This is a genomic window from Qipengyuania marincola (genome assembly GCF_029688625.1).
Lineage (GTDB): Bacteria > Pseudomonadota > Alphaproteobacteria > Sphingomonadales > Sphingomonadaceae > Qipengyuania.
Genome location: NZ_JARULC010000003.1, coordinates 410,401 through 433,282, shown reverse-complemented (window position 1 = coordinate 433,282; position 22,882 = coordinate 410,401). Strand labels below are relative to the sequence as shown.

Below are 22,882 nucleotides of genomic sequence, written 5' to 3'. Positions count from 1 at the left end.
ATTCGATGCAGGCGAACTTCACCTACGAACCGGTTTGCGATGCGGCAGGTTGTCAGTTAGGGGTGACCGTCCTGGCTGATCGCGCGCATATTCGCGGTGAATTGCGCGATGATGCGGAGGCCGCGGGCTTCCGCGTGCTGCATTCCATGTCGCTGGAGGAATACGCGAACGGCGCCATCACCGCGCTCGGCGATGTGCTGCTGATCGATTGTGCGCAGGATTCGGCGGAGGCGCTGGCGCTGCTCGCGCGGCTGGACATGCGAGCTGGCAAGGCGGGCACGCAGATGGTCGTGTCCACCACCATGGGCGCGCTCGATGCGATCTTCGGGTGCTTCTCCTCCTCTGCGCCGCAGATCCTCGTCGACCCCTGTCGGTCGGAGCGGGTGATCGCGATCGGGCGCGTTCTGGCGCATGTCCCGAATCTGCGCTTGCGCGAACTGGGCGAGGAAGACCGGCTGATGCTGTTGCGCCTGACCGAGCAGGTCGGTCGGATGGCGGAACGGCTGGAGAAAAGCTCGACCGGCCAGCGCGCTGCCGGCGGTGCCTTCCGCTTCGAATCTCCGCAACCGGGCTGGCGCGGGGAGGATGCAAGCTACGTCAGCCGGCGCGCGAGCAAGGACCGGCCACGGCTGCCCAAGGCGGAGCATTTACGGCAAATCATCAAGCACCGTCAGGCCCGGGCGCGCTATTTCGATGGCGACCTGTTCGCCGATCCCGCGTGGGACATGCTGCTGGACCTTGCCGCCGCACGAGCGGAAGGTGCGCGCGTTTCAGTGACCTCGCTCTGCATCGCTTCGGGCGTGCCCGCCACCACCGCGCTTCGCTGGATCGGCCAGATGGTCGATAGCGGCCTGCTGGTCCGCGTGGCCGATCCCGACGATCGCCGCCGCGCCTATATCGCGCTGACCGACGACACCGCCGATGCCATGGCGCGCTACTTCGCCGATACCGGCGCGCTCGCTCCCGAGCTGGTCGCGGCCTAATCCCGGCGCAGGATCACGCTCAGTCCTTCGGCCGGCGGGTCCGCTGGCAAGGCGATCCGTACCGCATCTGCGCGGGCGCGGACCAGGATTGCCTCAGGCAGATGCGGATCGTGGAGCACAGTGTCGGCCCGGCCAAGTGCACGCGCCTGGCGCAGGGTCAGGTCTTCGGGATCGTCACTTGAAAGGCTGAATTCGAGGATTTCGCTGGCGGTTTCGCTTCCCGTCGCCGCGAGCCACGCCTCTACCGCGCTATCATTCTCGACCTCGAAGGGATCGAGGGCGCCGCCCTCACCAAGCGCGCTATCGAGCGCGCGCCGCCGCGCATCGCCGTGGGGAAAGCGGGCGCGAATCCTCTCGCGCGCAGCCTCCAGCGCTCGCGCAAGGCTGCCAAGACTCTGTGGCAGCAAGGCCTCCAGGCGCAACCGCAAATGCTTGGCGAGCCCGGCGGACGCCCCGCCCGTGCTCACTGCAACCAGCACCGGATCGCGATCGAGCACGCTCGGCAGGGTGAAATCGCACAGGTCCGGCCGGTCGGCCACATTGACCAATAGCCCCAGCCGCTTGAGCCGCAGAGCCGCTGCCTCGGCCTCGCGTTCATCTTCCAGCGCCACGAAGCCGATCCTGGCATGATGCGCCTCGGTTTCCGCGCAGGGGATGCCGCCCGCACGCCGGACCAGTCGCGCCTTCGCTTCTGCCATGTCACCGGTTCCGACGACCACCACGCGCGTGCCCGCGATGCGGTGGAAGAGCGGCAAGGAATGCATCAGCCCAGCCACTCCGGCACGCGCTCGGCATCCATGATGGCGCTCGCCGCGATCCGGTCTGCAACCACCGCGTATTTATCGCCGTCGACCAGCACTTCGGCCACGAAGCCGCGTGAATTGTAGCTGCTCGCCATGGTTGCGCCATAGGCGCCCGCCGTGCGGAACACCGCGAGATCGCCCGCGACCAGCGCATCGCAGTCGCGGTCCATGGCGAAGGTGTCGCCGGTCTCGCAGATCGGGCCCACGATATGCGCAGTCATCCTGTCGCCGCTCGGCGCGACTGCATCGAAATCGTGCCAGGCGCCGTACATGGCGGGCCGCGCGAGGTCGTTCATCGCCGCATCGACGACCACGAAGGGCGGGCCGTTGCCGCTGCGCTTGGAGCGGATGACGCGGGTCAGCAGCACGCCTGCATTGCCTGCGATTACACGGCCCGGTTCGAACATCAGGCGCACGTCCCAACCCTTCGTCACCCGTGCGACCATTGCCCCGTATTCCTGCGGCGAAGGCAGTTCCTCGCCCGCCTTGTAAGGCACGCCAAGGCCACCACCCAGATCGGCATGCGTGACTTCGCAGCCCGCTTCGCGCAGCTCCGCGATCAGCGCGCCGACCTTGCCGAAAGCAGTTTCCAGCGGCTCGAGATCGCCCAGCTGGCTGCCGATGTGCACCGCGACGCCGCGCATATCGAGGCTGTCCTCACCGGCCAGCCGCGCGTAGATCTCGGCCGCCCGGTCGAGCGGCACACCGAACTTGTTCTCGCGCTTGCCGGTGGAGATCTTCTCATGCGTGCGCGCATCGACATCGGGGTTCACCCGCAGCGCGCAGGCGGCGCGTTTGCCGTGCCGTGCGGCGATGGCGGCAAGTTCGTAGCCCTCTTCCTCGCTCTCGATATTGAATTGGCCGATGCCCGCCTCAAGGCCCTGCAACAGCTCGGCATGGGTCTTGCCGACGCCCGAAAACACGATGTCTTCGGGCTTCATCCCCGCCTTCAGCGCGCGCGTCAGCTCGCCGCCGGAGACCACGTCCGCGCCATAGCCCTCGTTCGCCAGCACTTTCAGCACGGCGAGATTGGGGTTGGATTTAACCGCAAAGGCGATGTGCGGATTGTCGAGCTCGCCCAGCGCATCGCGAAACACGCGGGCATGGCGGGTCAGCGTGGCGCGCGAATAGACATAGACCGGCGTGCCGACTTCTTCGGCAATGCGCGGCAGGGGCACGTCTTCGGCATGGAGCACGCCGTCACGGAGCTGGAAATGGTCCATGGCCAGCGCCTCTGCCGAATTCGCGTGGGCGAGTCGAGCAAGCTGTGCTTCTCGGCTGAGAACCTACTCGGGCGGCAGGTCGAAGGGATCGTCTTCCCGTTCTTCGGAACGGGTGCGCAGTTCGACCGAGCGATCCGGCGCGGCCTGCGGGTCGAGCGCCAGCAGCTCGTCGGCGCTGGGTTGCGCTTCGGCACCATAGGGCGCGGGTGGCAGCGCCTGACCTTCGAGCGGCACGAGGTCGGCCTTCTGCCCGCAGGCGGCGATGGCAAGGGCTGCGACGATGACGAGCGACTTCTTCATTTACGCATCCATTCCAAGGGCCTTGCGCGCTTCCGCGACCCGCGCTTCTACCTGTTCCGGCGCGGTACCGCCATAGGAGCTGCGCGAGGCGACCGACGCATCGACCGACAGGGCCTTGTAAACCCGTTCGTCGATCCGTTCGTCGATCGCCTTGAGCACATCCAGCGGCAATTGGTCGAGCGCGACGCCGTCCGCTTCTGCCCGCTTAACCGCCGCGCCGGTGATGTGGTGCGCCTCGCGGAAGGGAATGTCCGCCTCGCGCACGAGCCAGTCCGCAAGATCGGTCGCGGTGGCATAGCCGAGCTCGGCCGCCTCGCGCATGCGCGCTGTCTTGAAGTCGCTGTCCGCCACCATGCCGGTCATCGCCGCAATGCTCAGCGCCATTAGGCCGTGCGCTTCGAACACCGGCGGCTTGTCGTCCTGCATGTCCTTGGAATAGGCGAGGGGGAGCCCCTTCATCGTCACCATCAGCGCGGTGGCGCAGCCGATCACGCGGCCCGCATGCCCACGCACCAGCTCGGCGGCGTCGGGGTTCTTCTTCTGCGGCATGATGGAGCTGCCGGTGGACAGCGTATCGGGCATGCGCACGAAGCCGAAGGGCTGGCTGGCCCAGATGATGAACTCTTCGGCGAGGCGGCTCAGGTGCAGCGCGCACTGGCTCGCTGCCATCAGGTAATCGAGCGCGAAATCGCGGTCGGATACGGCATCGAGGCTGTTGCGCGTCGGCCGGTCGAAGCCGAGCGCCTGCGCGGTCGCTTCGCGATCGATTGGAAAGCCGGTGCCCGCGAGCGCCGCGCTGCCGAGGGGGCTTTCGTTCATCCGCGTCCGCGCATCCGCAAACCGGCTGCGGTCGCGCGCGATCATTTCGTAATAGGCCATGAGGTGATGGCCGAGCGTCACCGGCTGCGCGGTCTGCAGATGCGTGAAACCGGGCATGATGCTGGCGGCATGCTCGCTCGCGCGGGTCACCAGCGCCTGTTGCAGCGCCAGCAATCCTGCATCGATCTGGTCGAGCGCGTCGCGCACCCAGAGGCGAAAATCGGTCGCCACCTGGTCGTTGCGGCTGCGCGCGGTGTGAAGACGGCCAGCAGCCGAGCCGATCAGTTCGGCCAGCCGGCTCTCGGTGGTCATGTGGATGTCCTCGAGGTCCCAGTCCTCCGGCACACCCTCGCGCGCATATTCGGCGGCGACCTTGTCGAGGCCCTCGGTAATCGTCGCCATGTCCTCTGCCGTGACAATACCCTGCGCGCCGAGCATGGCGACATGCGCCTTGCTCGCCTCGATATCGTGGCGCCACAGCGCCTTGTCGAACGGGATCGAGGCGTTGATTTCGCGCATGATCGCGCTAGGCCCTTCGGCAAACCTGCCGCCCCACATGGCATTGGAGTCGCCCTTGTCCCGCTTGTCGCTCACTATTCTTGCTGCCCTCGGTCTTGCGCTTGGCGCCTGCGATAGGGGGGAGCCGGAGGCCGCGCAAGAAAGCAGCGCTACGCCCGCGCCAACCGGCGAGATCGACCGCGGCAATGCTGGCGCATTTATGCCGGCGACCAATGTGCGCGACTTGCAGGGTGACGTGCTCAACATGGGCGCCTTGCAAGGCACACCGGTGCTGGTGAATTTGTGGGCGACCTGGTGCGCGCCCTGTGTGAAAGAGATGCCCCTGCTCGACGACCTTGCCGTCGATTACGATGGCAAGTTGCGCGTGCTGACCGTCAGCCAGGACATGCAAGGGGAGGAGGCCGTCGGTCCGTTCTTTGCCGAGCGGGATTTTGCCATGCTGGGCTCTTGGATGGACCCGGAAGGCGAGCTGGGCTTCGCCATCGGCGGCGGAGTCATGCCGACGACCGTGCTCTACGATGCGATGGGGCAGGAAATCTGGCGCGTGTCGGGCGATTACAACTGGTCGAGCGAAGACGCGCGCGCGGCCATCGAAGAGGCGATCGGCGGATAGGGTCAGGCTTTGTCAGGAGTGGTGGTGGGCGATGACAGGCTCGAACTGCCGACCCTCTCGGTGTAAACGAGATGCTCTACCAACTGAGCTAATCGCCCCAACCACGGGTGCCGCCGGTGTGGCGGTCTGCTGCACATAGCGCCGCAAATCTTAAAATCAATTGCCGAGATCGCCAATCGGCAGCTAGGCGGCGCGCATGACGACCAGGCTCACCGTTCTCGCCACCGGCGGCACCATCGCCGGGATTGCGGGCAATGCGATCGCGCAGGATTACCGCGCAGGCGAGATCGGCATCGAGGACTATCTTGAACGCGTCGGCGGGCTGGGGCTGGAAGCGGAGCTGTCGGGCCGCCAGATCGCCAATATCGATTCGGCGGACATCGGCCCGCAGGTCTGGAATTCGCTTCACCGGGCGATCGTGGAGGCGCTGCAGGATCAGGAATGCTCGGGCGTGATCGTGACCCACGGCACCGATACGCTGGAGGAGACGGCCTTCCTGCTCGACCTTACGCTGCCCTCGACCAAGCCGGTGGTGGTGGTCGGCGCGATGCGCCCCGCCGATGCGGTTGGTTACGACGGGCTGAGGAATTTCGCCAATGCCGTGCGCGTTGGCTGCGATGCCAATGCGGCTGGGCGCGGCGTGCTGGTAGTCATGGGCGACCGCGTGTTTTCCGCGCGCGACGTGCGCAAGGTCCGTACGCGCGGGGCAGAGGCGTTTCGCGGTTTTCCGCGCGAATCGATCGCGCTGGTCACGCCCAGTACGCTCGAATGGTTCGGCGCCCCATGGAACGACCGCGACGCAGCGCGCTTCGCTTGGAGCGATGACCTGCCGCCGGTCGAGATCGTCTATGTCCATGCCGCACTGGAAGCTGATGCCGTGACGCGACAGCTGGGCGAGGGGACACGCGGTGTCGTCGTTGCCGGGGTGGGCGAGGGCAACATGCCCGAAGACGTTCGCACTGTTCTTGCACAATGCGCCGCGGATGGCATCGCCGTGGTCCGCGCGAGCCGGGCCGATGAGGGCCTCGTCGACCGTGAGCCCGAAGATGATGCCAACGGCTTCGTCGCCGCCCGAGCACTCAACCCGCAGAAGGCGCGCATCCTGCTGCAATTGCTGCTGGCGGGCGGCGAGACCGATCCCGCCGCCCTCCAGCGCGCTTTCGACGGGCGGTAGCTTCGCGCGACACCCCAATTCCGTTCGGGCTGAGCTTGTCGAAGCCCCGTATTTCTCTACGAGTGCTGAGCCGGAAGTGAAGGACAGCCCTTCGACAGGCTCAGGGCGAACGGATTGATATTCTGGTTCCCTACCCGGCCGGCGTGACCAGATACTTCTCGCCGGTCTTCATCTGGCGATAGTCGAGGATCGCGTCCTTGGTCAGCATGCCCTCGAGGTCAACCTTGGTCTTGTAGTTGCTGGCAAATGTGGTCGTGAGGTTGTCGAGGACGCGTTTGCGCATGCGGCCGACGGTTTCCATCCCCGCCTGTTGCAGGAACGGCGTCAGCAGCCAGCCCGACAGCGTCCAGCCGAAACCGTAGCTGGGCGTCAGCGTGGTCGGTCCGAAGTCGAGGCGGCCATAGATGAACATGCGCTTCTGCTGGTTGGAGCCATAGCGCGAATATTCGGTCATCTTGCCGACCGCGACCTGCTCCATCGCCTTGAAGCAATGATCGACCATCTTGCCGCCGCCGATCGGATCGAAGCCGTAGAAGGCGTCGGTCTCGTCGATGGCGGACTTGAGCTGCTGCATGAAATCGTCGTCCGACGAATTGACGACATGGCTCGCGCCGATGCTCTTCAGCAACTCGACCTGGTCGTCCTTGCGCACGATGTTGACGAGGCCGAGGCCATCTTCCTGGCAGATCTTCACCAGCATCTGGCCGAGGTTCGATGCGCCGACCGTGTGGAGGATCGACTTCGCGCCGTCCATCTTTGCGTTCTCGGCAAAGCCCAGCGCGGTCATCGGATTGACGAAGCTCGATGCGCCGTCCTCCGCGCTGTGGTCGCCCAGCGGCAGGCACATGGCGGCATCGGCGATGGCATATTCGGAATAGGCGCTGCCGGGAACGCAGGCGACGCGCTGGCCCATCAGTGCTTTCGCCATGTCGCTATCGCCCGTGGCGACGACCGTGCCCGCGCCCTCGTTGCCGGCAGGCAGGCGCTGTCCGTGGCGCGCCTTCTGGCCGCTGTTGAACGGTTCAGGCATCTTGGCGACGACCTTGCCCGGCGAATAGTCGGCATTCTCGAAATCGGCGGCCCCGGTCAGGATGGCGAGGTCCGACGGGTTGATCGGCGCGGCCTCCATCTTGACCAAGACCTGGTTCTCGGTGGGTTCGGGGAAGGTCAATTCCTCAAGCTCGAGGGTGAGCGTGCCGTCGCTCGTCAGCGTGGTGAAAAGCTGCTTGCCAGTATAGGCCATCCTTATCCCTTTCGTTGCATTGTGAAACGTGTCTCCGACCCGCTACGCTTACCAATCCGGCTTGGCTAGGGTGCCGCAACGTCAAGCATCGTCGGGATAGGTCGCCTCGACGAAGTAGAGCCCGTGCGGCGGGGCATTGAGGCCGAGCGCCTGGCGGTCTTTCGCGTCCAGCGCCTTGCCCACCTGCTCCTCCCGCCACCGGCCCATGCCGACGAGCGCGAGGCAGCCGACCATGCTGCGCACCTGGTGATGCAGGAAACTGCGTGCGGCGGCGTGGATGCGGACCTCCTCGCCCTCTCGCTCCACATCCAGCCGGTCGAGCGTCTTGACCGGACTGTCCGACTGGCAATGCACCGAGCGAAAGGTGGTGAAATCGTGCAGGCCGACGAGCGCTTGCGCCGCGCGGTGCATGGCCTCGTGGTCGAGCGGCGTGCCGACCTGCCACATGCGGTCCTTCTCCAGCGTCAGCGGCGCGCGGCGATTGGCGATACGATAGACATAGCTGCGCCCGGTGCAGGAAAAACGCGCGTGCCAGTCGTCGGGCACGATCTCGCAATGGGTCACGGCGATCGGGTCGGGCCGCAGGTGCGCGTTGAGCGCTTCCATCAGGCGGAACGGCGCGATGTCCTTGGCGATATCCATATGGCTGCGCATGGCGAGCGCGTGCACGCCAGTATCGGTGCGGCCGGCGCTATGGAGCCGGACCTCCTCGCCCACGATACGGAAAGCGGCTTCTTCCACCGCCTGCTGGACGCTGGGTCCGTCCTTTTGGCGCTGGAGGCCGAAGAAGGGCGTGCCGTCGAATTCCAGGGTGAGCGCGAAACGGTTCACGCGAGGACGGTGCCCTTTTCGACCGTATTGCCGCGCAGGAAAGTGTCGAGATCCATCTTGGGCTTGCCTGCCCGTTGCAGTTCCACCGGACGGATCGCGCCTGCGTTGCACGCTATGGCCAGACGATCGTCGAGCACTTCGCCCGGTCGTCCAGAACCCTCTGCGAGTTGCGCCCGCAGGAGCTTGACCCGTTGTCCGTCGACTTCGCACCATGCGCCGGGAAAGGGCGAGAGGCCGTGCACATGGCGCACCACTTCCTCCGCCGGCTTCGCCCAATCGATCCGCGCCTCGGCCTTGTCGATCTTCGCAGCGTAAGTCGCATCTGCCTCATCCTGCTGCAGCGGGTGAAGCATCGTGAGGTCGATCAAAGTGCCGACCATCAATTGCGCGCCGATCTCGGCCAGTTCCTCGGTCAGTTCGCCGGTGGTCTTGTCCTCGATCGGAGTGCGCGCCATCGTCAGCATGGGGCCGGTGTCGAGCCCTGCCTCCATCTGCATGATCGTGACGCCCGTCACCGGGTCGCCCGCCATCACCGCCCGGTGGATCGGCGCGGCCCCGCGCCAGCGCGGCAGGATGGATGCGTGAACGTTGAGACAGCCATGCCTCGGCGCGTCGAGTATCGGTTGCGGCAGGATCAGGCCATAGGCCGCAACCACCGCGACATCGGCATCGAGACTTGCAAAGGCTTGCTGCTCCTCGACCGATTTGAGCGATTTCGGGTGGCGCACCTCGATGCCGAGATCGCTGGCCCGCTGGTGTACCGGCGTCGGCGTCAGTTCCTTGCCGCGCCTGCCGCCAGGACGCGGCGGCTGGTTGTAGACGCAGACCACCTCATGCGCCGCATCGACCAGCGCCTGCAGCGTCGGCACGGCAAAATCCGGGCTCCCCATGAAGATTATGCGCATGACATCTCGTGTGGCCTTTCTCAGTCGCGATGGTGCCCCTATCTGTCACCCCATGGCATCGCAAGAGATCGAGATACTCAGCCAGGCCCTGGCGCGCCTGCCCGGGCTTGGTCCGCGCAGCGCGCGGCGCGCCGTATTGTGGCTGGTCAAGCGGCGCGAGACCGCCTTGCCGGCGCTGCTTGAGGCGCTGGCGAATGTGGGCGAGGCACTGGTCGAATGCGACACTTGCGGCAATGTCGACACCACCAATCCATGCGGTATCTGCGCCGACCCGCGCCGCGACGACAAGAGCTTGTGCGTGGTAGAGGATGTCTCCGACCTCTGGGCACTGGACCGCGCGAAATTGTTCACCGGGCGATACCACGTGCTTGGCGGCAAGCTGTCGGCGCTCGACGGCATACGGCCCGAGGACCTCAACATCGCCAGCCTGATGACGCGCGTGGAGCAGGGCGGGGTGGATGAAGTCGTCCTCGCCATGAATGCCACGCTCGAGGGCCAGACGACGGCGCATTACCTGTCCGAGCGGCTGGAGGAATTCCCGGTGCGTATCACGCAGCTGGCGCACGGCCTGCCGGTGGGGGGCGAGCTGGATTATCTCGATGAGGGCACGCTGGCGCAGGCGCTGAGGGCGCGGCGACCTGTTTGATTGGTGCCGCCACAAGGGCCGGACGGATGTCCCGGCACGCACCCAACAAATATTGAACATTTCACTCCACCAGCCTATCTCCCCCCCATGGCTATCCGTGAAATTCTCGAAGTGCCGGACCCCCGGCTCAAGGTCGTGTCCGAGCCCGTCACCGAGTTCGACGACGAGTTGAAGACGCTCGTCTCCGACATGTTCGAAACCATGTACGACGCGCCCGGGATCGGGCTTGCCGCGATCCAGGTCGGCGTGCCCAAGCGCGTGCTGGTGATCGACCTCCAGCCCGAGGACACCGAAGCCGAGGGCGAGGTCTGCAATCACGGCGGCCATGAGCACGTGCATTACCCGACGAAGAAGGAACCGCGGGTCTTCATCAACCCGGAAATTCTCGATCCGGCAGAGGAACTGGCGACCTATCAGGAAGGCTGCCTTTCGGTCCCCGACATCTTCGCCGATGTCGATCGCCCCGCCACCTGCCGCGTGCGCTACCAGGATCTCGAGGGCGAAACCCACGAGGAAGACCTCGACGGGCTGATGGCCACGTGCCTCCAGCACGAGATGGATCACCTCGAGGGGATCCTGTTCATCGACCACCTGAGCCGTCTCAAGCGCAACATGGCACTCAAAAAGCTGAAAAAGCTGCGCGAAGCGGCGTAGTTTGCTTTTCGAACCCGCATCCGCGGGTTCGTCCTCGCTATAAGTGCAGCAAGCCGCAACGGCTGCGGGCGCACGGTCGTGCTTGCCGGGCCTCCGCCGGCCCGGTGCTCTAGGAGAGACAAGCCCGTCGCAATGCGCTACCTGTCGCCACCTAGAGAACCGAGACGAAGCCGAGGCGAGGCCGACCGGCCGCCCGCAGCGACGCGACCGTCAGGTCACGTAAGCGAGGATAGCCTAAGGCCGCGGACGCGGCCGCCGGCGCTTGAGGCTAAACAAATTACGCCGCCTCGAGCATCGTATCGCGCGCCTTCACGCAGTCCTCGACCACTTCGCGACACATCCGCGCGCAGCGTTGGCAGTGCGGGTTGTCATGCTTGGCACATTCCTCGGCGCAGACCTTGCAGGCGAGGATGCAGGCTTCGAGCAGCGACTTGATCACCGCCGTATTGCCATGCGTGCGCCGCGCGGCAACCGTGCTCACCGCCTGGCAGATGTCCGACGCGTCGGAGCACTTGCGAATGCATTCGGACATGTCGCCCTCTTCCGCATTGCAGGCATCGACACAGCTGCTGGCGATCGCCGCGCAATACATCGCGTGCTTGACCGCCTCGCCCAGTTCCTCGGTGTAGTCGTCTCCGACTTGCGGGTGGTCCTGGATCATTTCCTTGATCGACATAGAATATCTCCTCTTTGCATGAGGAGCGCGCGGCTGTGGGGATAGTTCCGACCGGGACTTTTCCGCAGGCCCCGTTCCAGCTATGTTCCGGCGCATGGATATGACCGTTCTCATCGTCGCCGTCGTCGCTCTCCTGATCGGGGTAGCGCTCGGCTGGTTCGCCGGATCGCGACCGGCAGCCGACTGGAAAGCGCGCCATGGCGAGCGCGATGCCGAGGCGCGAGAGTTGGACGAGAAGTTCCGCCGCGCCATTGTGGAACTGGAGAATGCGACTGTGCGCGCGGCCCGCGCCGATGCGCTCGATGGCGAGTTACGCGAAACCCGCGCCGCCCATGAAACGGCGCTCGATACCCTGCGGCGCGACAATGCCGCGCTCGGATCGGAACTAGCCACACTGAAGGAAAAGACCGCCAATTTCGACGAGCAGAAGCGCCTGCTGGTCGAGGCGCGCGAGGAATTGCTCAAAGAGTTCCAGAACACCGGCTCCGCCGTGCTGTCGAAGGCGCAGGAAGATTTCCTCAAGCGCGCGAACGAGCGTTTCGGCCATTCGGAAAAGACCAGCGAGGAAAAGCTGCGCGCGCTGCTCGATCCGGTGGGGAAGCGGCTGGAGGCTTACGAGAAGCAGGTCGCCGCGCTGGAGGAGAAGCGCACCGATGCCTTCGGGCGGCTCTACCAGCAGATCACCGAGATGCAGCGCGGGCAGGAAGAGGTCCGGCGCGAGGCGCAGCGGCTCGGCAACAGCCTGACCAACGCCCCCAAGGCGCGCGGCCGCTGGGGCGAGCGGGCGCTGCAGAACGTGCTCGAGCAATGCGGCCTGTCGGAGCATACCGATTTCAATCTCGAACATTCGATCGAGACCGAGGACGGCTGGCTCCGCCCCGATGCGGTGGTGCATGTGCCGGGGCAGAAGAAGCTGGTTATCGATGCCAAGGTCTCGCTCAATGCCTATCAGGCCGCGTTCGAAGCGGATGAAGACGACGAGCGCGGTCGGCATCTCGACCTCCATGCCAAATCCATGCGCAACCACGTCCAGACGCTCGGCAGCAAGAGCTACCAGAGCCAGTTCGACGATACGCCCGACTATGTCGTGATGTTCGTGCCCGGCGAGCATTTCGTCGCCGCCGCGCTGGAGCACGATCCGGAACTGTGGGACTTCGCCTTCCGCAACAAGGTGCTGCTGGCGACGCCGACCAACCTCGTTGCCATCGCGCGCACTGTGGCGCAGGTCTGGCGGCAGGACACGATCGCGCAGGAAGCAGTGGAGATCGGCAAGGCAGGGGCCGAGCTCTACGACCGCCTCGCCGTCGCCGCCGAACACATGAAGCGCGTGGGCGGCGGGCTTGAGACAGCGGTCAACAATTACAACAAGTTCGTCGGCAGCTTCGAACGCAACGTGCTGACTTCCGGCCGTCGCCTCGCGGAACGCGGCATCGAAATCGGCAAGCGCGAAATCGAGGAAGTGCCGAAGGTGGAGGCGACCCCGCGCTACAATGCGGAAGACGCGGCGCAGATCGAGGATGGCACGGGCGAAGGGCGCGAGGCGGCGGAGTGACCCTGCGGTTGTGGTAGCTCTACGAAGCGGTTAGATGAGAGCGGGCTCGCTGATCGAATTTGGTGTGAGCAAACGCATCGCATGGCCGAAAACGAACCGGATCCCGACATAGACGCAGCCCGTTTTGCTGCCATCATCGCAAGCTCTTCGGACGCGATAATTTCGAAGTCGCTCGACGGCACCGTTCAGACATGGAACCCGGCGGCAGAAGCGCTTTTCGGCTGGTCCGCTGCGGAAATGGTCGGGCAGTCCATCCGCCGCATCGTGCCCGAAGATCGCGCTGAGGAAGAGGATCGGATTCTCGCGCGAATTCGTGCGGGGCAGACCGTTCCGAAGTTTTCTACCGAACGTCTCACGAAAAGCGGCGAGACCGTGCCTATCGCGGTAACAGTCTCGCCGGTGCGCGATGCGTCCGGCCGGATCGTCGGCGCGTCTAAGATCGCCAACGACTTGCGCGAGCAGATCGAGCTGCAGTCCGGTTTGCGCGAGAAGACCGACCAATTCACCGCGCTCGCCAACAACATTCCGCAGCTGGCCTGGCTCGCCGACAAGGATGGCTGGATCTACTGGTTCAATCAGCGGTGGTACGATTTCACCGGCACCGATCTGGAGGAAATGCAGGGTTGGGGGTGGCAGAAAGTTCATCATCCGGATCATGTCGAGCGAGTCACCACCCGCATTCAGGAAGCTTGGGATAGCGGAGAGCCATGGGACGACACTTTCCCGCTGCGGAGTGCGGATGGCGAGTTCCGATGGTTCCTCAGTCGTGCGAACCCGTTAAGGGATGACGAAGGGAACGTCGTTCTCTGGTGCGGCACGAACACCGACATCACCGACCAGCTGGAAGCGCAGAACCACATCAAGCTGCTGATGCGGGAGGTGAACCACCGCTCTCGCAATATGCTCGCGACGATCAGGGCGATCCTGCGGCGTTCCTCCGGCCTACCGAAAGACGAACTTGTTCAGTCGCTAGACCGGCGGATCAATGCGCTGGCGTCCAATCAGGAGATCCTCGACGGCGGAGATTGGTCGGGAGCACGCGTGGCCGATATCGTGCATTCGCAACTTCGCCACCTTGGCGAATGTATGCGACAACGAATAGATATTACAATCCCAAGCCAGGTGATTGTCAGGACGGATGCTGCCGAAGCCATCGGATTGGCGATCCATGAGCTTGCAACGAACGCCGAAAAATACGGCGCTCTCAGCAATGATCGCGGCAGAGTCGAAATCGAATGGGAAATTGCCAGCGAACCTGCGGGAGAGCCCGTTTTTCGCATGGGCTGGACCGAGCGCAATGGTCCGCAGGTGTCCGAGCCTTCTCGCACCGGGTTCGGCTCAATGCTGATCGTGCGAAATGTCGAACAAGTTCTCGCTGCCAAAGTTAAGCTGGACTTCGCACCGGGTGGTCTGAGCTGGCAGGTGGAAGCGCCGGCCCGAAAGCTGCTCGTCGAGCGGATCGAACGGGTCGCGACGCAAGACTATCTACTCATCTAGCTATGCAGGGCCCGCCTCAGATCTGCTCTTCCAGCCCCGCAAGCACCTCATACCCCAGCACCGCGGCCGCGACCGCCGCGTTGAGGCTGTCGGCGCGGCCTTTCATCGGCATGGTCACGCGCAGGTCGCAGGCCATCTCGTACTGCTCCGGCAAGCCGCGGCTCTCGTTGCCGACCATAACGAAGCACGGCGCCGCATAGGGCGCGCCGCGATAGGGCTGGGCATCGCGCAGGCTCGCGGCAACCAGCTGGCCTGCTCCGCCGCGCAGCCAGCTCTCGAATTCGCTCCACTCGGCACGCGCGACGGCCTGCGTGAAAACTGCGCCCATGCTGGCGCGCACGGCCTCGACGCTGAAGGGATCGGCGCAGTCGTCGATCAGGATCAGCCCGCCCGCACCGATCGCGTCGCCGGTGCGCAGCATGGTGCCGAGGTTGCCCGGATCGCGCAGCGCCTGGGCAACCAGCCAGATGTCCGCGCTGCTGCGGTCGAGGCTAGCCAGCGAGGTGTCGAACTCCGCAAACACGCCCGCAACGGCTTGCGGATTATCCTTGCCGGTGATCTTGGAGAGGATGTCGGGCGAGGTCTCGATCACCTCTCCGCCACTGTTCTCGACGGCCTCTTCGAGCGAGGTCAGCAGCGGATGCGGGTCGCGGCCAGTCGCGAGCACCAGCGTCTCGGGGATATGCCCGCACTCCCGCGCATCGGTCAGCAGGCGCAGCCCCTCGGCGAGGAACCTGCCTGCGGCCTTGCGGTGCTTCTTCTCGCGCAAGCTGCGCAGCGCTTTGACCGTGGGATTGGAAAAGCCGGTGATGAGTCGGCGCGGGGCTGCGCGGTCGGACGCCACGCTCACGGTTCCCCGAAGCCGTCCTCGACCATCGCGCACAGGTTGTTCAGCGCCTCTTCGCTGCCGTTGCCGGTCACGATGATGTCGATCGTGTCGCCCTTCGCCGCGCCGAGCATCATCAGGCCAAGGATCGAGCCGCCAGCGGCTTCGTTATCGCCCTTGGCGACGCGGACCTGGCATCCCTCGGGCAGCTCGGCGACGGCGCCGACGAACTTCGCGCTCGCGCGCGCATGCAGGCCGCGCTGGTTGACGACGGTCAGGGTCCGGCGCAGTTCGCTCAAGAGGCTTCCCTCGCGCTGTCGATGTCCTGCCCCAGAAATTCGCTCGCCACCGTGATGTAGTTGCGCCCGGCGGTCTGCGCGGCGTGGACCGCATCCACCACGTTCATGCTTTTGCGCGCACCGGCCAGTCGGATGAGCATGGGCAGGTTGATGCCGGCGATGACCTCGATCCGACCGGTATCGAGCAGGGATATGGCAAGATTCGACGGCGTACCGCCGAACAGGTCTGTCAGGATGATCGCCCCGTCGCCCGTGTCGACCGCGGCGATCGCATCGGCGATATCGGCGCGGCGACGCTCCATATCGTCATTGGGACCTATGCAGATGGTCGCAACGCCGTCCTGCTTGCCCACCACATGCTCCATCGCATCGATGAAATGTTCGGCGAGCTTGCCGTGGGTGACGAGAATCATGCCAATCATGTGCGAAGCAATTTTCCGAACTGTTCCCTGTCAGGATCGTGTGCCGGGCTCTCAATCATCATCCGGTGCGGGAATCAACGGCGTTCCAGCGGATCGGCGGGCCGACTGCCCAGATTCCGGTGGATGACCGTGGGCGAAAAGCCGGCCTCGCGCAAGACCTCGGCCGCCCGTTCGGCGCTGTAGACCGACCGGTGTCTCCCTCCGGTACACCCGAAGGCGATGTTGAGATAGCTGCGATCCTGCGCGGCGTAGCGGGGCAGCAGCTCGCGCAGGAGCTCCGCAATATGTGCGAAAGCAGGGGCGAAGGCCGGATCGCCTTCGATATGCTCGCCGACCTCGCGATCGAGGCCGGTCTTCTCACGCAGACCTTCGACCCAATGGGGATTGTCGACAAAGCGCATGTCGAACAGCAGGTCGGCAAGCGGCGGCATGCCGCGGGCGAAGCCGAAGCTGGAGATGGTGATCGTCATCTCGCGCTCGGTGCTGCCAGCAAACTGCTCGCGCACCTCCTGTTGCAGCTGGTTGGTCGCGAAACTGCTGGTGTCGATGACGACATCCGCCCAACGGCGCAGCGGTTCGAGCAATTCGCGTTCGGCCTTGATCCCGTCGTGCACCGGGCGCCCGCGCGCCATCGGATGCGGGCGGCGCGTCTCGTTGTAGCGCCGCTCGAGCTCGCTCGTGGAACAGTCGATGAACAGCGTCGTCACCTCGATATCGCCGCGTTCGGCGAGCTGCTTGCACATGTCGATGATTTCGCTAGGCACGAAACCACGCGTGCGCGAGTCGAACCCGATGGCGAGCTGGCCCGCCTCGCTTTCTCCGGCGAGGAGATTGCCTAGCAGCCGTACGGGGAAATTGTCGATCGCCTCCCACCCGATATCCTCCAGCACTTGCAGTGCGGTCGACTTGCCCGCGCCGGACAGGCCGGTGACGAGGAGCACGCGCTGGTGCTGGTTCGGAGAGGGGTCGTCGCTCATCGCTTGCGCCTTGTTGCGGCTCGTGCGGCGTTTGGCCAGTCCAGGCCGTGCTTTTCCAGCGCAGTTTCCGCGCGCAGAGCTTGGATGGCATCGCCGGTTGCAAACGGGAGGACGGGCACCGAGTGACCTCCCAGCTGCCTCACGGCGACGTCTTGCGGATAGCGTGGGGCATCCGGGTCCAGGCTCAGGATCAGGGCGACCGCTGCTTCACAAGCCGGCCGTTCGATTAGACCCACATTTCTCACCTCCAGCATGCCGGCAGTGTTGGGCGGGGGCGCAGCTCGCAAAGCGTCGGCTTCGACCAACAGCGTTATTGCGTCGTCGCCCACCAGTGCGGCTCCGCGGTCGATCAGTGCGAGCGCGAGCGAAGTCTTGCCGCTTCCCGGCGGTCCTTCGATGATAATCGCACGGCCATCGATCGCCACGCAGCTGACATTGGCGAGAATGCGCTCGTTCATCGCCGCGCCGGCAAGCCGAGGATGAGACAGGCCCCAGCTGCCCCATCTGTCCGTGAGGTTGCGATCAGCGTGCCGTCATGCGCTTCTGCGATCGTGCGCGCGATTGCGAGGCCCAGGCCCGAATGCTTGCCGAAATCCTCGCCTTCGGGGCGGTCGGAATGGAAGCGCTGGAAAACCTTTTCGCGCTTTTCCTCGGGTATGCCCGGCCCCTCGTCGGAGACGGAGAGCGAGATCCAGCCGTTTGCGCGCTCCAGCCGCGCCTCGATCCGGCCGTCGGGCGGAGAGAAGGACACGGCATTGTCGAGCAGATTGTCGATCACGCGTTCGAGCCGCACCGGCACACCCGACACGACCAGCGGCTCGCCGACGAATTCGCGGACGATCGTACGACCGTCGTTCTCCTCACGCTCCTCGCGCGCAGCCACGATATTCGTGAGCAGTTCGCCGAGGTCGACCGGTTCGAATTCCGCGCGCGACATTTCGGCATCGATGCGGCTGGCGTCCGAAATTTCCGTTACCAGCCGATCGATCCGCTGCACGTCATGCGTCGCGATGTCGAGCAATTGCGCGCGCAGCTGCGGGTCATCTACCTTGGCGAGCGACTCGGTTGCGCTGCGTAGCGATGCGAGGGGGTTCTTGATTTCGTGCGCGACGTCCGCGGCGAAGCTCTCGACCGCATCGATGCGATGGCGCAGCGCGCCGGTCATGTCGGAAAAGGCGCGCGCAAGCATGCCGATCTCGTCGCGGCGTTCGGGCAGGCGCGGTACCTCCACCTGCCGGTCGCGGCCCTGACGTACACGAACCGCCGCCTGGACCAGTTCGCGCAAGGGGCGCACGATCGTCCGCGCAAGGAACAGTGAAAGCAGGGTTGAAACGAGCAAGGCCATCAGGACGACGACCAGCACGGTAGAGCGGGCCGCGCGCACGCTGTCGGTGATGTCGACCGGATTGCGGGTCAGCAGCAGCGTATCGCCGTCGAGACCGACGGGCGCGGCTGCGTTGATCACATGCGTGCCGTCGGGCGCATCGCGCAGGACGATCTGCGTCAGACTCTCCTCTCGCGCGCGAACGAGCTCGGGCCAGCCGGAAGCGGCATCGCTGGCGGGCTCGACATAATCGGGCAGGGCCGGCGCACCGACGATACGGTCGAACCAGCGGTCAAGCCGCAGGGCGAAATCGTTCTGATTGACCTCGGCCGGTTCGGGCAGATCGAAGCTGGGCGGCGCGAGGGCGAAACTGTCGGATTCGAGCTCGCCTTCGGGACCGTAGACCCGCAGGCGCAACCGCTGCTCCTTGCCGATCTGGATCAACAGCGCCTCTTGCCGCTGCACCGTCGCACCGGCCAGCGCCTCGGCAATGATCTGCGCCTCGACCAGCGCCAGCTTGAAGCGTTCGTCGAGCAATTGCTTGCGATAGGCGTCAAGATAAAGAACGCCGCCGCCCAAGAGGACGAGCGGCAGGACGTTCACGAACAGGATGCGACTGGTAAGCGATAGGCGATGCGACCAGCGCAACTGGCCGAACCGGTCGCTGCGCAGGGCGCTTCCCCGCTCTGCTGAGCCGGGCCGCTGGTCAGCCATCGCTGAAGCTGTAGCCTGCACCATAAAGAGTCTCGATGGCGGAGAAGTCCGGGTCGACGCTGCGGAACTTGCGGCGCATCCGCTTGATATGGCTGTCGACTGTCCGATCGTCGACGAAGACATCGTCGGGATAGGCTGCATCCATCAGCTGGTTGCGGCTCTTGATTACGCCGGGGCGCACGGCGAGTGCCTCGAGCAGCAGGAACTCCGTCACGGTCAACGACACAGGCTTCTCGTCCCAGGTGACGTGGTGACGGGCGGGGTCCATGTGCAGCCGCCCGCGGTTGATATCCTCGGACGTGTCGGGTGGTACGGCATCGCTCATCACCAGCGGCCGCCGCGCGTCGCTGCGGCGCAGGATGGCGTGGATGCGCGCGAGCAAGAGGCGCAGGCTGAACGGCTTGGCGATATAATCGTCCGCCCCCATCTGCAGACCGGCGGCCTCGTCCGCCTCGTCGTCCTTGCTGGTCAGGAAGATGACCGGAAGCGAGGATTCGTCGCGTAACCGGCGCAGCAATTCCATGCCGTCCATCTTGGGCATCTTGATGTCGAAAATGGCGAGGTCCGGCGGATTGTTGAGCAAGGCGCCCAGCGCGGCCTCCCCATCCGAATAGAGGCGCGTTGCAAACCCCTCCGCCTGCAGGGCGATCGAAACGGTCGTCAGGATGTTGCGATCATCGTCGACCAGCGCGATCACACGTTGGTCCGGGTCCTGCGGGTTGGCACCCTGAATGGCGTCGGTCGTCATGCGACGGTGCCTAGTGCGTTTGATCGTGCAAAACAACGCAGCCTATACCCCATTCGTGGGAATCTATCCTTTTGAGAGTTTGACCTTATGCAGGGTGGGGACTATGCGCTGAAGCGAGGTTTGCGCATTCGTATGCGTAGACGGCTTCAGCCCAGAACCCCTTTTGCGCACTGGAGATTTTCGGTGACTGTCCCGCTTTCACAATCGCTTGCCGCCCAGGGTATCGAAACCGATGCCAAGATCCATCCCAACCTGTCGGCCGAGCAGCTGACCGAAGCCGCGCTTGCCAATGGCGAAGGGCGCCGGGCGAAGGACGGCCCACTGGTCGTCGAAACCGGCAAGCACACCGGGCGCAGCGCCAACGACAAGTTCATCGTGCGCGATGCAGAGACGGAAGACACGGTGTGGTGGGACAACAATGCCTCCATGACCCCGGCGCATTTCGCCGCCCTGAAGGCCGACTTCATGGCGGCGCTCAAGGACAAGTCCGACCTCTACGTGGCCGACCTGTTCGGCGGCTCGCAGCCCGAATATCGCGTCAACGTGCGCGTCATCAACGAGCTTGCGTGGCACAACCAGTTCATCCGCACTCTGCTGGTCCGTCCGACCGAGGCCGAGCTTGACGGCTTCGAGCCGGAATACACGATTATCGACCTGCCGACATTCCAGGCCGATCCGGAACGCCATGGCACGCGGAGCGAAACCGTGATCGCGGTGAACCTGTCGGAGAAGCTCGTGCTGATCGGCGGCACCAAATATGCCGGCGAGATGAAGAAGAGCGTGTTCGGCATCCTCAACTACCTGCTACCGGCCAAGGGCGTGATGCCGATGCATTGCTCCGCCAACATCGGCCCGGACGGGAAAAGCGCAGTGTTCTTCGGCCTTTCGGGTACCGGCAAGACCACGCTCAGCGCCGATGCCAGCCGCACGCTGATCGGCGATGACGAGCACGGCTGGTCGGATACGGCGGTCTTCAATTTCGAAGGCGGCTGCTATGCCAAGATGATCCGCCTCGATCCCGAGGCCGAACCGGAAATCTTCGCCACCACCAAGATGAAGGACACCGTCCTTGAAAATGTGGTGATGGACGATAACGGCGAGATCGATCTCGACGACAACAGCCTCGCCGAGAATACGCGCGGCGCCTATCCGCTGTCGTCGATCCCGAACACTTCCGAAAAGAACATGGGGCCGCCGCCCTCGAACGTCATCATGCTGACCGCCGATGCATTCGGCGTGCTGCCGCCGATCGCGCGACTGACGCCGGACCAGGCAATGTATCACTTCCTGTCGGGCTACACCGCCAAGGTCGCCGGCACCGAGATCGGCGTCACCGAACCGCAGGCGACCTTCAGCACCTGTTTCGGCGCGCCATTCATGCCCCGCCACCCCAGCGTCTATGGCAATCTTCTCAAAGAGCGCATCGCCAAGGGCGAAGTACATTGCTGGCTGGTCAACACCGGCTGGACCGGTGGCAAGTACGGCGTTGGCAATCGCATGCCGATCATGGCAACCCGGGCGCTTTTGAATGCTGCGCTCGACGGCACGCTCAACAATGCCGAATTCCGCAAGGACCCGAACTTCGGTTTCGAGGTGCCGGTGAGCGTCGAGGGCGTGGACGACGGCATTCTCGATCCCCGCTCGACCTGGGCGGACAAGGATGAATACGACCGCACCGCGCACAAGCTGGTGCAGCTGTTCGTCGACAATTTCGAACCCTTTGCTGCGCATGTCGATCAGGGCGTGCGCGACGCGGCGCCCGAGGCCGCCTGACAGGGCTCACAGTTGGAGAGGAGGGACCTGCGCAGGACACGGTCTTGCGCGGACCTCAAAGAGAAGCCCCGGCCGGGAAACCGGACCGGGGCTTTTTCTTGCGCCCTTTCTGGGCCAGACTGCCCGCGGGGCGCATCGATACTCGGGAGATTCGACGATGGGACTGTTCGATCAAATCCTTGGCCAGGTAGGCGGGAATCCGACTGTCACCAATATGGCGGAAAAGTTCGGGATCGACCCGGACATGGCGGCAAAGGCAGTTGCCGCGCTGGGAGAGGCGCATCAGGACCCCGGCGACACTATCGAAGTCGCAGCCGGCAAGACCGGCATTGATGCACAGATGCTCGAGCAAATTCGCGACGCCATCGGTGGCGAGGGCTCGCTCGCCAAATTCGCCAGCATGCTGGACCGCGATGGCGACGGAAACCCACTCAACGACATTGCTAGCATGGCAGGCGGCCTGTTCGGCAAGAAATAGGACCGCGCGCTTCATGTCGCGTTCGGCTTCGCGAGAACATCACTTCGACATGAAACGCTTCCTGCTAGCCTGGGCGGCCCTGCTTGCAGGCATCTGTGCCGGCCCGGTGGCCGCTCAGGGCGAGCAGTCCAGTACCGCTCCGGCTGTCGCGGAAAGCACGGTGGGTCCCACAATCTATCGCGCGGAGATTGTCGGGCGCTACCCGCACGATACGGCGGCTTTCACGCAAGGGTTGCTGTGGCGCAACGGCGCCCTGTTCGAAAGCACGGGCCGCGTGGGGCAGTCGGTGATCCGCGAAGTCGAGCTCGAAACCGGGCGAGTGGTGCGCGAAAGCGCCTTGCCTCCGGACCAGTTCGGCGAGGGACTGGCGGCGTGGAACGACCAGCTGATCAGCCTGACCTGGCGCGACGGTGCGATCCACCGCTGGGATGCCGAGACCTTGGCGCTGGAGGCAACGCGAGAGGATTATCCGCTGCACGGCTGGGGGCTGACGGCATCGGCGGAGGGACTGATCCATTCCGATGGCAGCGCGACGCTGCGGGTCCTTGATCCCGAGACATTTGCTGTGCTGAGAAGCATCGAAGTGACGGTGAACGGCCGTCCGCTCGCGCGGCTTAACGAGCTCGAGATGATCGACGGCCTCGTCTTTGCCAATGTCTGGATGTCACCGTTTATCGTCGCGATAGACCCGTCCACTGGCATTGTGCAGCGTATTGTCGATCTTTCGACACTAGTGGCGACGGTCCCCGTGTCGGAAACGGACGCCGTGCTCAACGGCATCGCCTGGGACGAGGAAAACAGGCGACTGTTCGTGACCGGCAAGCTGTGGCCCGAGCTCTACGAAATCCGGCTCGTGCCCACGGATGCGGAGCTACGCTGAGCA

25 protein-coding genes and 1 tRNA gene are annotated in these 22,882 nt (G+C 64.7%); 10 read left to right on the top strand and 16 right to left on the bottom strand.

The window, feature by feature from the left end; genetic code table 11:
- Positions 1-5 precede the first annotated feature (5 nt).
- On the top strand, positions 6-983 hold the full coding sequence (locus P8Q88_RS12060; protein WP_278324080.1) for a helix-turn-helix domain-containing protein: 978 nt from the start codon (positions 6-8) through the stop codon (positions 981-983).
- On the opposite strand, the gene P8Q88_RS12055 is transcribed toward P8Q88_RS12060, so the two are convergent.
- From P8Q88_RS12055 to argH, 4 genes are all read right to left on the bottom strand, one after another.
- Positions 980-1,747, bottom strand: coding sequence for a precorrin-2 dehydrogenase/sirohydrochlorin ferrochelatase family protein (locus P8Q88_RS12055; RefSeq protein ID WP_278324079.1), 768 nt, complete (start codon positions 1,745-1,747; stop codon positions 980-982). The genes P8Q88_RS12060 and P8Q88_RS12055 overlap by 4 nt on opposite strands.
- On the bottom strand, positions 1,747-3,009 hold the full coding sequence (gene lysA, locus P8Q88_RS12050) for a diaminopimelate decarboxylase (protein WP_278324078.1): 1,263 nt from the start codon (positions 3,007-3,009) through the stop codon (positions 1,747-1,749). Before lysA ends, P8Q88_RS12055 begins: the two co-directional genes overlap by 1 nt.
- A gap of 63 nt (positions 3,010-3,072) precedes the next feature.
- Entirely contained in the window at positions 3,073-3,309 is a 237-nt protein-coding gene (locus P8Q88_RS12045; RefSeq protein ID WP_278324077.1) for a lipoprotein, read from the bottom strand.
- Positions 3,310-4,686, bottom strand: coding sequence for an argininosuccinate lyase (gene argH / locus P8Q88_RS12040; protein WP_278324488.1), 1,377 nt, complete (start codon positions 4,684-4,686; stop codon positions 3,310-3,312).
- 160 nt (positions 4,687-4,846) lie between these two features.
- Between argH and P8Q88_RS12035 the strand changes: the two genes are divergently transcribed.
- Positions 4,847-5,260, top strand: coding sequence for a TlpA family protein disulfide reductase (locus P8Q88_RS12035; RefSeq protein ID WP_347569013.1), 414 nt, complete (start codon positions 4,847-4,849; stop codon positions 5,258-5,260).
- A gap of 22 nt (positions 5,261-5,282) precedes the next feature.
- Here P8Q88_RS12035 and P8Q88_RS12030 read toward each other — a convergent pair.
- Positions 5,283-5,358 (bottom strand) — tRNA-Val (locus tag P8Q88_RS12030).
- A 98-nt stretch (positions 5,359-5,456) separates the two neighbouring features.
- On the opposite strand from P8Q88_RS12030, the gene P8Q88_RS12025 reads away from it, so the two are divergent.
- A complete protein-coding gene (locus P8Q88_RS12025; RefSeq protein ID WP_278324075.1) occupies positions 5,457-6,434 on the top strand; it encodes an asparaginase in 978 nt (325 codons plus the stop codon).
- A gap of 130 nt (positions 6,435-6,564) precedes the next feature.
- On the opposite strand, the gene P8Q88_RS12020 is transcribed toward P8Q88_RS12025, so the two are convergent.
- From P8Q88_RS12020 to fmt, 3 genes are all read right to left on the bottom strand, one after another.
- Positions 6,565-7,677, bottom strand: coding sequence for a zinc-binding dehydrogenase (locus P8Q88_RS12020; RefSeq protein ID WP_278324074.1), 1,113 nt, complete (start codon positions 7,675-7,677; stop codon positions 6,565-6,567).
- 81 nt (positions 7,678-7,758) lie between these two features.
- Positions 7,759-8,508 carry a tRNA pseudouridine(38-40) synthase TruA gene (gene truA, locus P8Q88_RS12015; protein WP_278324073.1) on the bottom strand — a complete coding sequence of 250 codons (750 nt, stop codon included), beginning with the start codon at positions 8,506-8,508 and terminating at the stop codon, positions 7,759-7,761.
- Entirely contained in the window at positions 8,505-9,413 is a 909-nt protein-coding gene (gene fmt / locus P8Q88_RS12010; RefSeq protein ID WP_278324072.1) for a methionyl-tRNA formyltransferase, read from the bottom strand. The genes truA and fmt overlap by 4 nt, the downstream gene beginning before the upstream one ends.
- A 52-nt stretch (positions 9,414-9,465) precedes the next feature.
- Between fmt and recR the strand changes: the two genes are divergently transcribed.
- Positions 9,466-10,059 (top strand): recombination mediator RecR, encoded by a 594-nt coding sequence (recR, locus tag P8Q88_RS12005; RefSeq protein ID WP_278324487.1) that lies wholly within the window; start codon positions 9,466-9,468, stop codon positions 10,057-10,059.
- 87 nt (positions 10,060-10,146) lie between these two features.
- The gene (locus tag P8Q88_RS12000; protein ID WP_278324071.1) at positions 10,147-10,713 is read left to right on the top strand and encodes a peptide deformylase; all 567 of its coding nucleotides are present in this window, start codon (positions 10,147-10,149) and stop codon (positions 10,711-10,713) included.
- 277 nt (positions 10,714-10,990) lie between these two features.
- Here P8Q88_RS12000 and P8Q88_RS11995 read toward each other — a convergent pair whose 3' ends face one another.
- A complete protein-coding gene (locus tag P8Q88_RS11995; RefSeq protein ID WP_278324070.1) occupies positions 10,991-11,389 on the bottom strand; it encodes a four-helix bundle copper-binding protein in 399 nt (132 codons plus the stop codon).
- Positions 11,390-11,489: 100 nt separating this feature from the next.
- Here P8Q88_RS11995 and P8Q88_RS11990 point away from each other — a divergent pair, with 100 nt between their 5' ends.
- Both P8Q88_RS11990 and P8Q88_RS11985 read left to right on the top strand, forming a co-directional pair.
- Positions 11,490-12,941: a DNA recombination protein RmuC gene (locus P8Q88_RS11990; protein WP_278324069.1), complete on the top strand. Its 1,452-nt coding sequence runs from the start codon at positions 11,490-11,492 to the stop codon at positions 12,939-12,941.
- A gap of 81 nt (positions 12,942-13,022) precedes the next feature.
- Positions 13,023-14,438, top strand: a complete 1,416-nt coding sequence (locus P8Q88_RS11985) for a PAS domain-containing HWE histidine kinase family protein (RefSeq protein WP_278324068.1) — start codon at positions 13,023-13,025, stop codon at positions 14,436-14,438.
- A gap of 16 nt (positions 14,439-14,454) precedes the next feature.
- On the opposite strand, the gene P8Q88_RS11980 is transcribed toward P8Q88_RS11985, so the two are convergent.
- The 7 genes from P8Q88_RS11980 to P8Q88_RS11950 all read right to left on the bottom strand — a co-directional run bounded on the left by P8Q88_RS11980 (position 14,455) and on the right by P8Q88_RS11950 (position 19,748).
- A complete protein-coding gene (locus P8Q88_RS11980) occupies positions 14,455-15,282 on the bottom strand; it encodes a TrmH family RNA methyltransferase (protein WP_278324067.1) in 828 nt (275 codons plus the stop codon).
- Positions 15,283-15,284: 2 nt separating this feature from the next.
- A complete protein-coding gene (locus tag P8Q88_RS11975; protein WP_278324066.1) occupies positions 15,285-15,563 on the bottom strand; it encodes an HPr family phosphocarrier protein in 279 nt (92 codons plus the stop codon).
- Positions 15,560-15,985, bottom strand: coding sequence for a PTS sugar transporter subunit IIA (locus P8Q88_RS11970; RefSeq protein ID WP_278324065.1), 426 nt, complete (start codon positions 15,983-15,985; stop codon positions 15,560-15,562). Before P8Q88_RS11970 ends, P8Q88_RS11975 begins: the two co-directional genes overlap by 4 nt.
- 74 nt (positions 15,986-16,059) lie before the next feature.
- Entirely contained in the window at positions 16,060-16,962 is a 903-nt protein-coding gene (gene rapZ / locus P8Q88_RS11965) for an RNase adapter RapZ (RefSeq protein ID WP_278324064.1), read from the bottom strand.
- A complete protein-coding gene (locus tag P8Q88_RS11960; RefSeq protein WP_278324063.1) occupies positions 16,959-17,420 on the bottom strand; it encodes an HPr kinase/phosphorylase in 462 nt (153 codons plus the stop codon). The genes rapZ and P8Q88_RS11960 overlap by 4 nt, the downstream gene beginning before the upstream one ends.
- The gene (locus P8Q88_RS11955) at positions 17,417-19,000 is read right to left on the bottom strand and encodes a sensor histidine kinase (RefSeq protein ID WP_278324062.1); all 1,584 of its coding nucleotides are present in this window, start codon (positions 18,998-19,000) and stop codon (positions 17,417-17,419) included. The genes P8Q88_RS11960 and P8Q88_RS11955 overlap by 4 nt, the downstream gene beginning before the upstream one ends.
- Complete coding sequence (locus P8Q88_RS11950; RefSeq protein ID WP_278324061.1) at positions 18,993-19,748, bottom strand: response regulator transcription factor; 756 nt, start codon at positions 19,746-19,748, stop codon at positions 18,993-18,995. The genes P8Q88_RS11955 and P8Q88_RS11950 overlap by 8 nt, the downstream gene beginning before the upstream one ends.
- Positions 19,749-19,931: 183 nt before the next feature.
- On the opposite strand from P8Q88_RS11950, the gene P8Q88_RS11945 reads away from it, so the two are divergent.
- The 3 genes from P8Q88_RS11945 to P8Q88_RS11935 all read left to right on the top strand — a co-directional run bounded on the left by P8Q88_RS11945 (position 19,932) and on the right by P8Q88_RS11935 (position 22,879).
- Positions 19,932-21,521, top strand: a complete 1,590-nt coding sequence (locus P8Q88_RS11945; RefSeq protein ID WP_278324059.1) for a phosphoenolpyruvate carboxykinase — start codon at positions 19,932-19,934, stop codon at positions 21,519-21,521.
- Positions 21,522-21,678: 157 nt separating this feature from the next.
- Positions 21,679-21,999 (top strand): hypothetical protein, encoded by a 321-nt coding sequence (locus tag P8Q88_RS11940; protein WP_278324058.1) that lies wholly within the window; start codon positions 21,679-21,681, stop codon positions 21,997-21,999.
- A 49-nt stretch (positions 22,000-22,048) separates the two neighbouring features.
- Positions 22,049-22,879: a glutaminyl-peptide cyclotransferase gene (locus P8Q88_RS11935; RefSeq protein ID WP_278324057.1), complete on the top strand. Its 831-nt coding sequence runs from the start codon at positions 22,049-22,051 to the stop codon at positions 22,877-22,879.
- The last annotated feature ends 3 nt before the right edge of the window (positions 22,880-22,882 follow it).

Excerpts from the sequence above, each read along its gene's own strand:
- P8Q88_RS11950 (WP_278324061.1), bottom strand. The coding sequence starts at position 19,748 with ATGACGACCGACGCCATTCAGGGTGCCAACCCGCAGGACCCGGACCAA.
- P8Q88_RS12025 (WP_278324075.1), top strand. The coding sequence starts at position 5,457 with ATGACGACCAGGCTCACCGTTCTCGCCACCGGCGGCACCATCGCCGGG.
- P8Q88_RS11940 (WP_278324058.1), top strand. The coding sequence starts at position 21,679 with ATGGGACTGTTCGATCAAATCCTTGGCCAGGTAGGCGGGAATCCGACT.
- P8Q88_RS12045 (WP_278324077.1), bottom strand. The coding sequence starts at position 3,309 with ATGAAGAAGTCGCTCGTCATCGTCGCAGCCCTTGCCATCGCCGCCTGC.
- P8Q88_RS12060 (WP_278324080.1), top strand. The coding sequence starts at position 6 with ATGCAGGCGAACTTCACCTACGAACCGGTTTGCGATGCGGCAGGTTGT.
- P8Q88_RS11935 (WP_278324057.1), top strand. The coding sequence starts at position 22,049 with ATGAAACGCTTCCTGCTAGCCTGGGCGGCCCTGCTTGCAGGCATCTGT.
- P8Q88_RS12000 (WP_278324071.1), top strand. The coding sequence starts at position 10,147 with ATGGCTATCCGTGAAATTCTCGAAGTGCCGGACCCCCGGCTCAAGGTC.
- P8Q88_RS11985 (WP_278324068.1), top strand. The coding sequence starts at position 13,023 with ATGGCCGAAAACGAACCGGATCCCGACATAGACGCAGCCCGTTTTGCT.
- argH (WP_278324488.1), bottom strand. The coding sequence starts at position 4,686 with ATGTGGGGCGGCAGGTTTGCCGAAGGGCCTAGCGCGATCATGCGCGAA.
- lysA (WP_278324078.1), bottom strand. The coding sequence starts at position 3,009 with ATGGACCATTTCCAGCTCCGTGACGGCGTGCTCCATGCCGAAGACGTG.
- P8Q88_RS12035 (WP_347569013.1), top strand. The coding sequence starts at position 4,847 with ATGCCGGCGACCAATGTGCGCGACTTGCAGGGTGACGTGCTCAACATG.
- P8Q88_RS12055 (WP_278324079.1), bottom strand. The coding sequence starts at position 1,747 with ATGCATTCCTTGCCGCTCTTCCACCGCATCGCGGGCACGCGCGTGGTG.
- P8Q88_RS11995 (WP_278324070.1), bottom strand. The coding sequence starts at position 11,389 with ATGTCGATCAAGGAAATGATCCAGGACCACCCGCAAGTCGGAGACGAC.
- P8Q88_RS11990 (WP_278324069.1), top strand. The coding sequence starts at position 11,490 with ATGACCGTTCTCATCGTCGCCGTCGTCGCTCTCCTGATCGGGGTAGCG.
- P8Q88_RS11960 (WP_278324063.1), bottom strand. The coding sequence starts at position 17,420 with ATGAACGAGCGCATTCTCGCCAATGTCAGCTGCGTGGCGATCGATGGC.
- P8Q88_RS11955 (WP_278324062.1), bottom strand. The coding sequence starts at position 19,000 with ATGGCTGACCAGCGGCCCGGCTCAGCAGAGCGGGGAAGCGCCCTGCGC.
- P8Q88_RS11970 (WP_278324065.1), bottom strand. The coding sequence starts at position 15,985 with ATGATTGGCATGATTCTCGTCACCCACGGCAAGCTCGCCGAACATTTC.
- recR (WP_278324487.1), top strand. The coding sequence starts at position 9,466 with ATGGCATCGCAAGAGATCGAGATACTCAGCCAGGCCCTGGCGCGCCTG.
- fmt (WP_278324072.1), bottom strand. The coding sequence starts at position 9,413 with ATGCGCATAATCTTCATGGGGAGCCCGGATTTTGCCGTGCCGACGCTG.
- rapZ (WP_278324064.1), bottom strand. The coding sequence starts at position 16,962 with ATGAGCGACGACCCCTCTCCGAACCAGCACCAGCGCGTGCTCCTCGTC.
- P8Q88_RS12020 (WP_278324074.1), bottom strand. The coding sequence starts at position 7,677 with ATGGCCTATACTGGCAAGCAGCTTTTCACCACGCTGACGAGCGACGGC.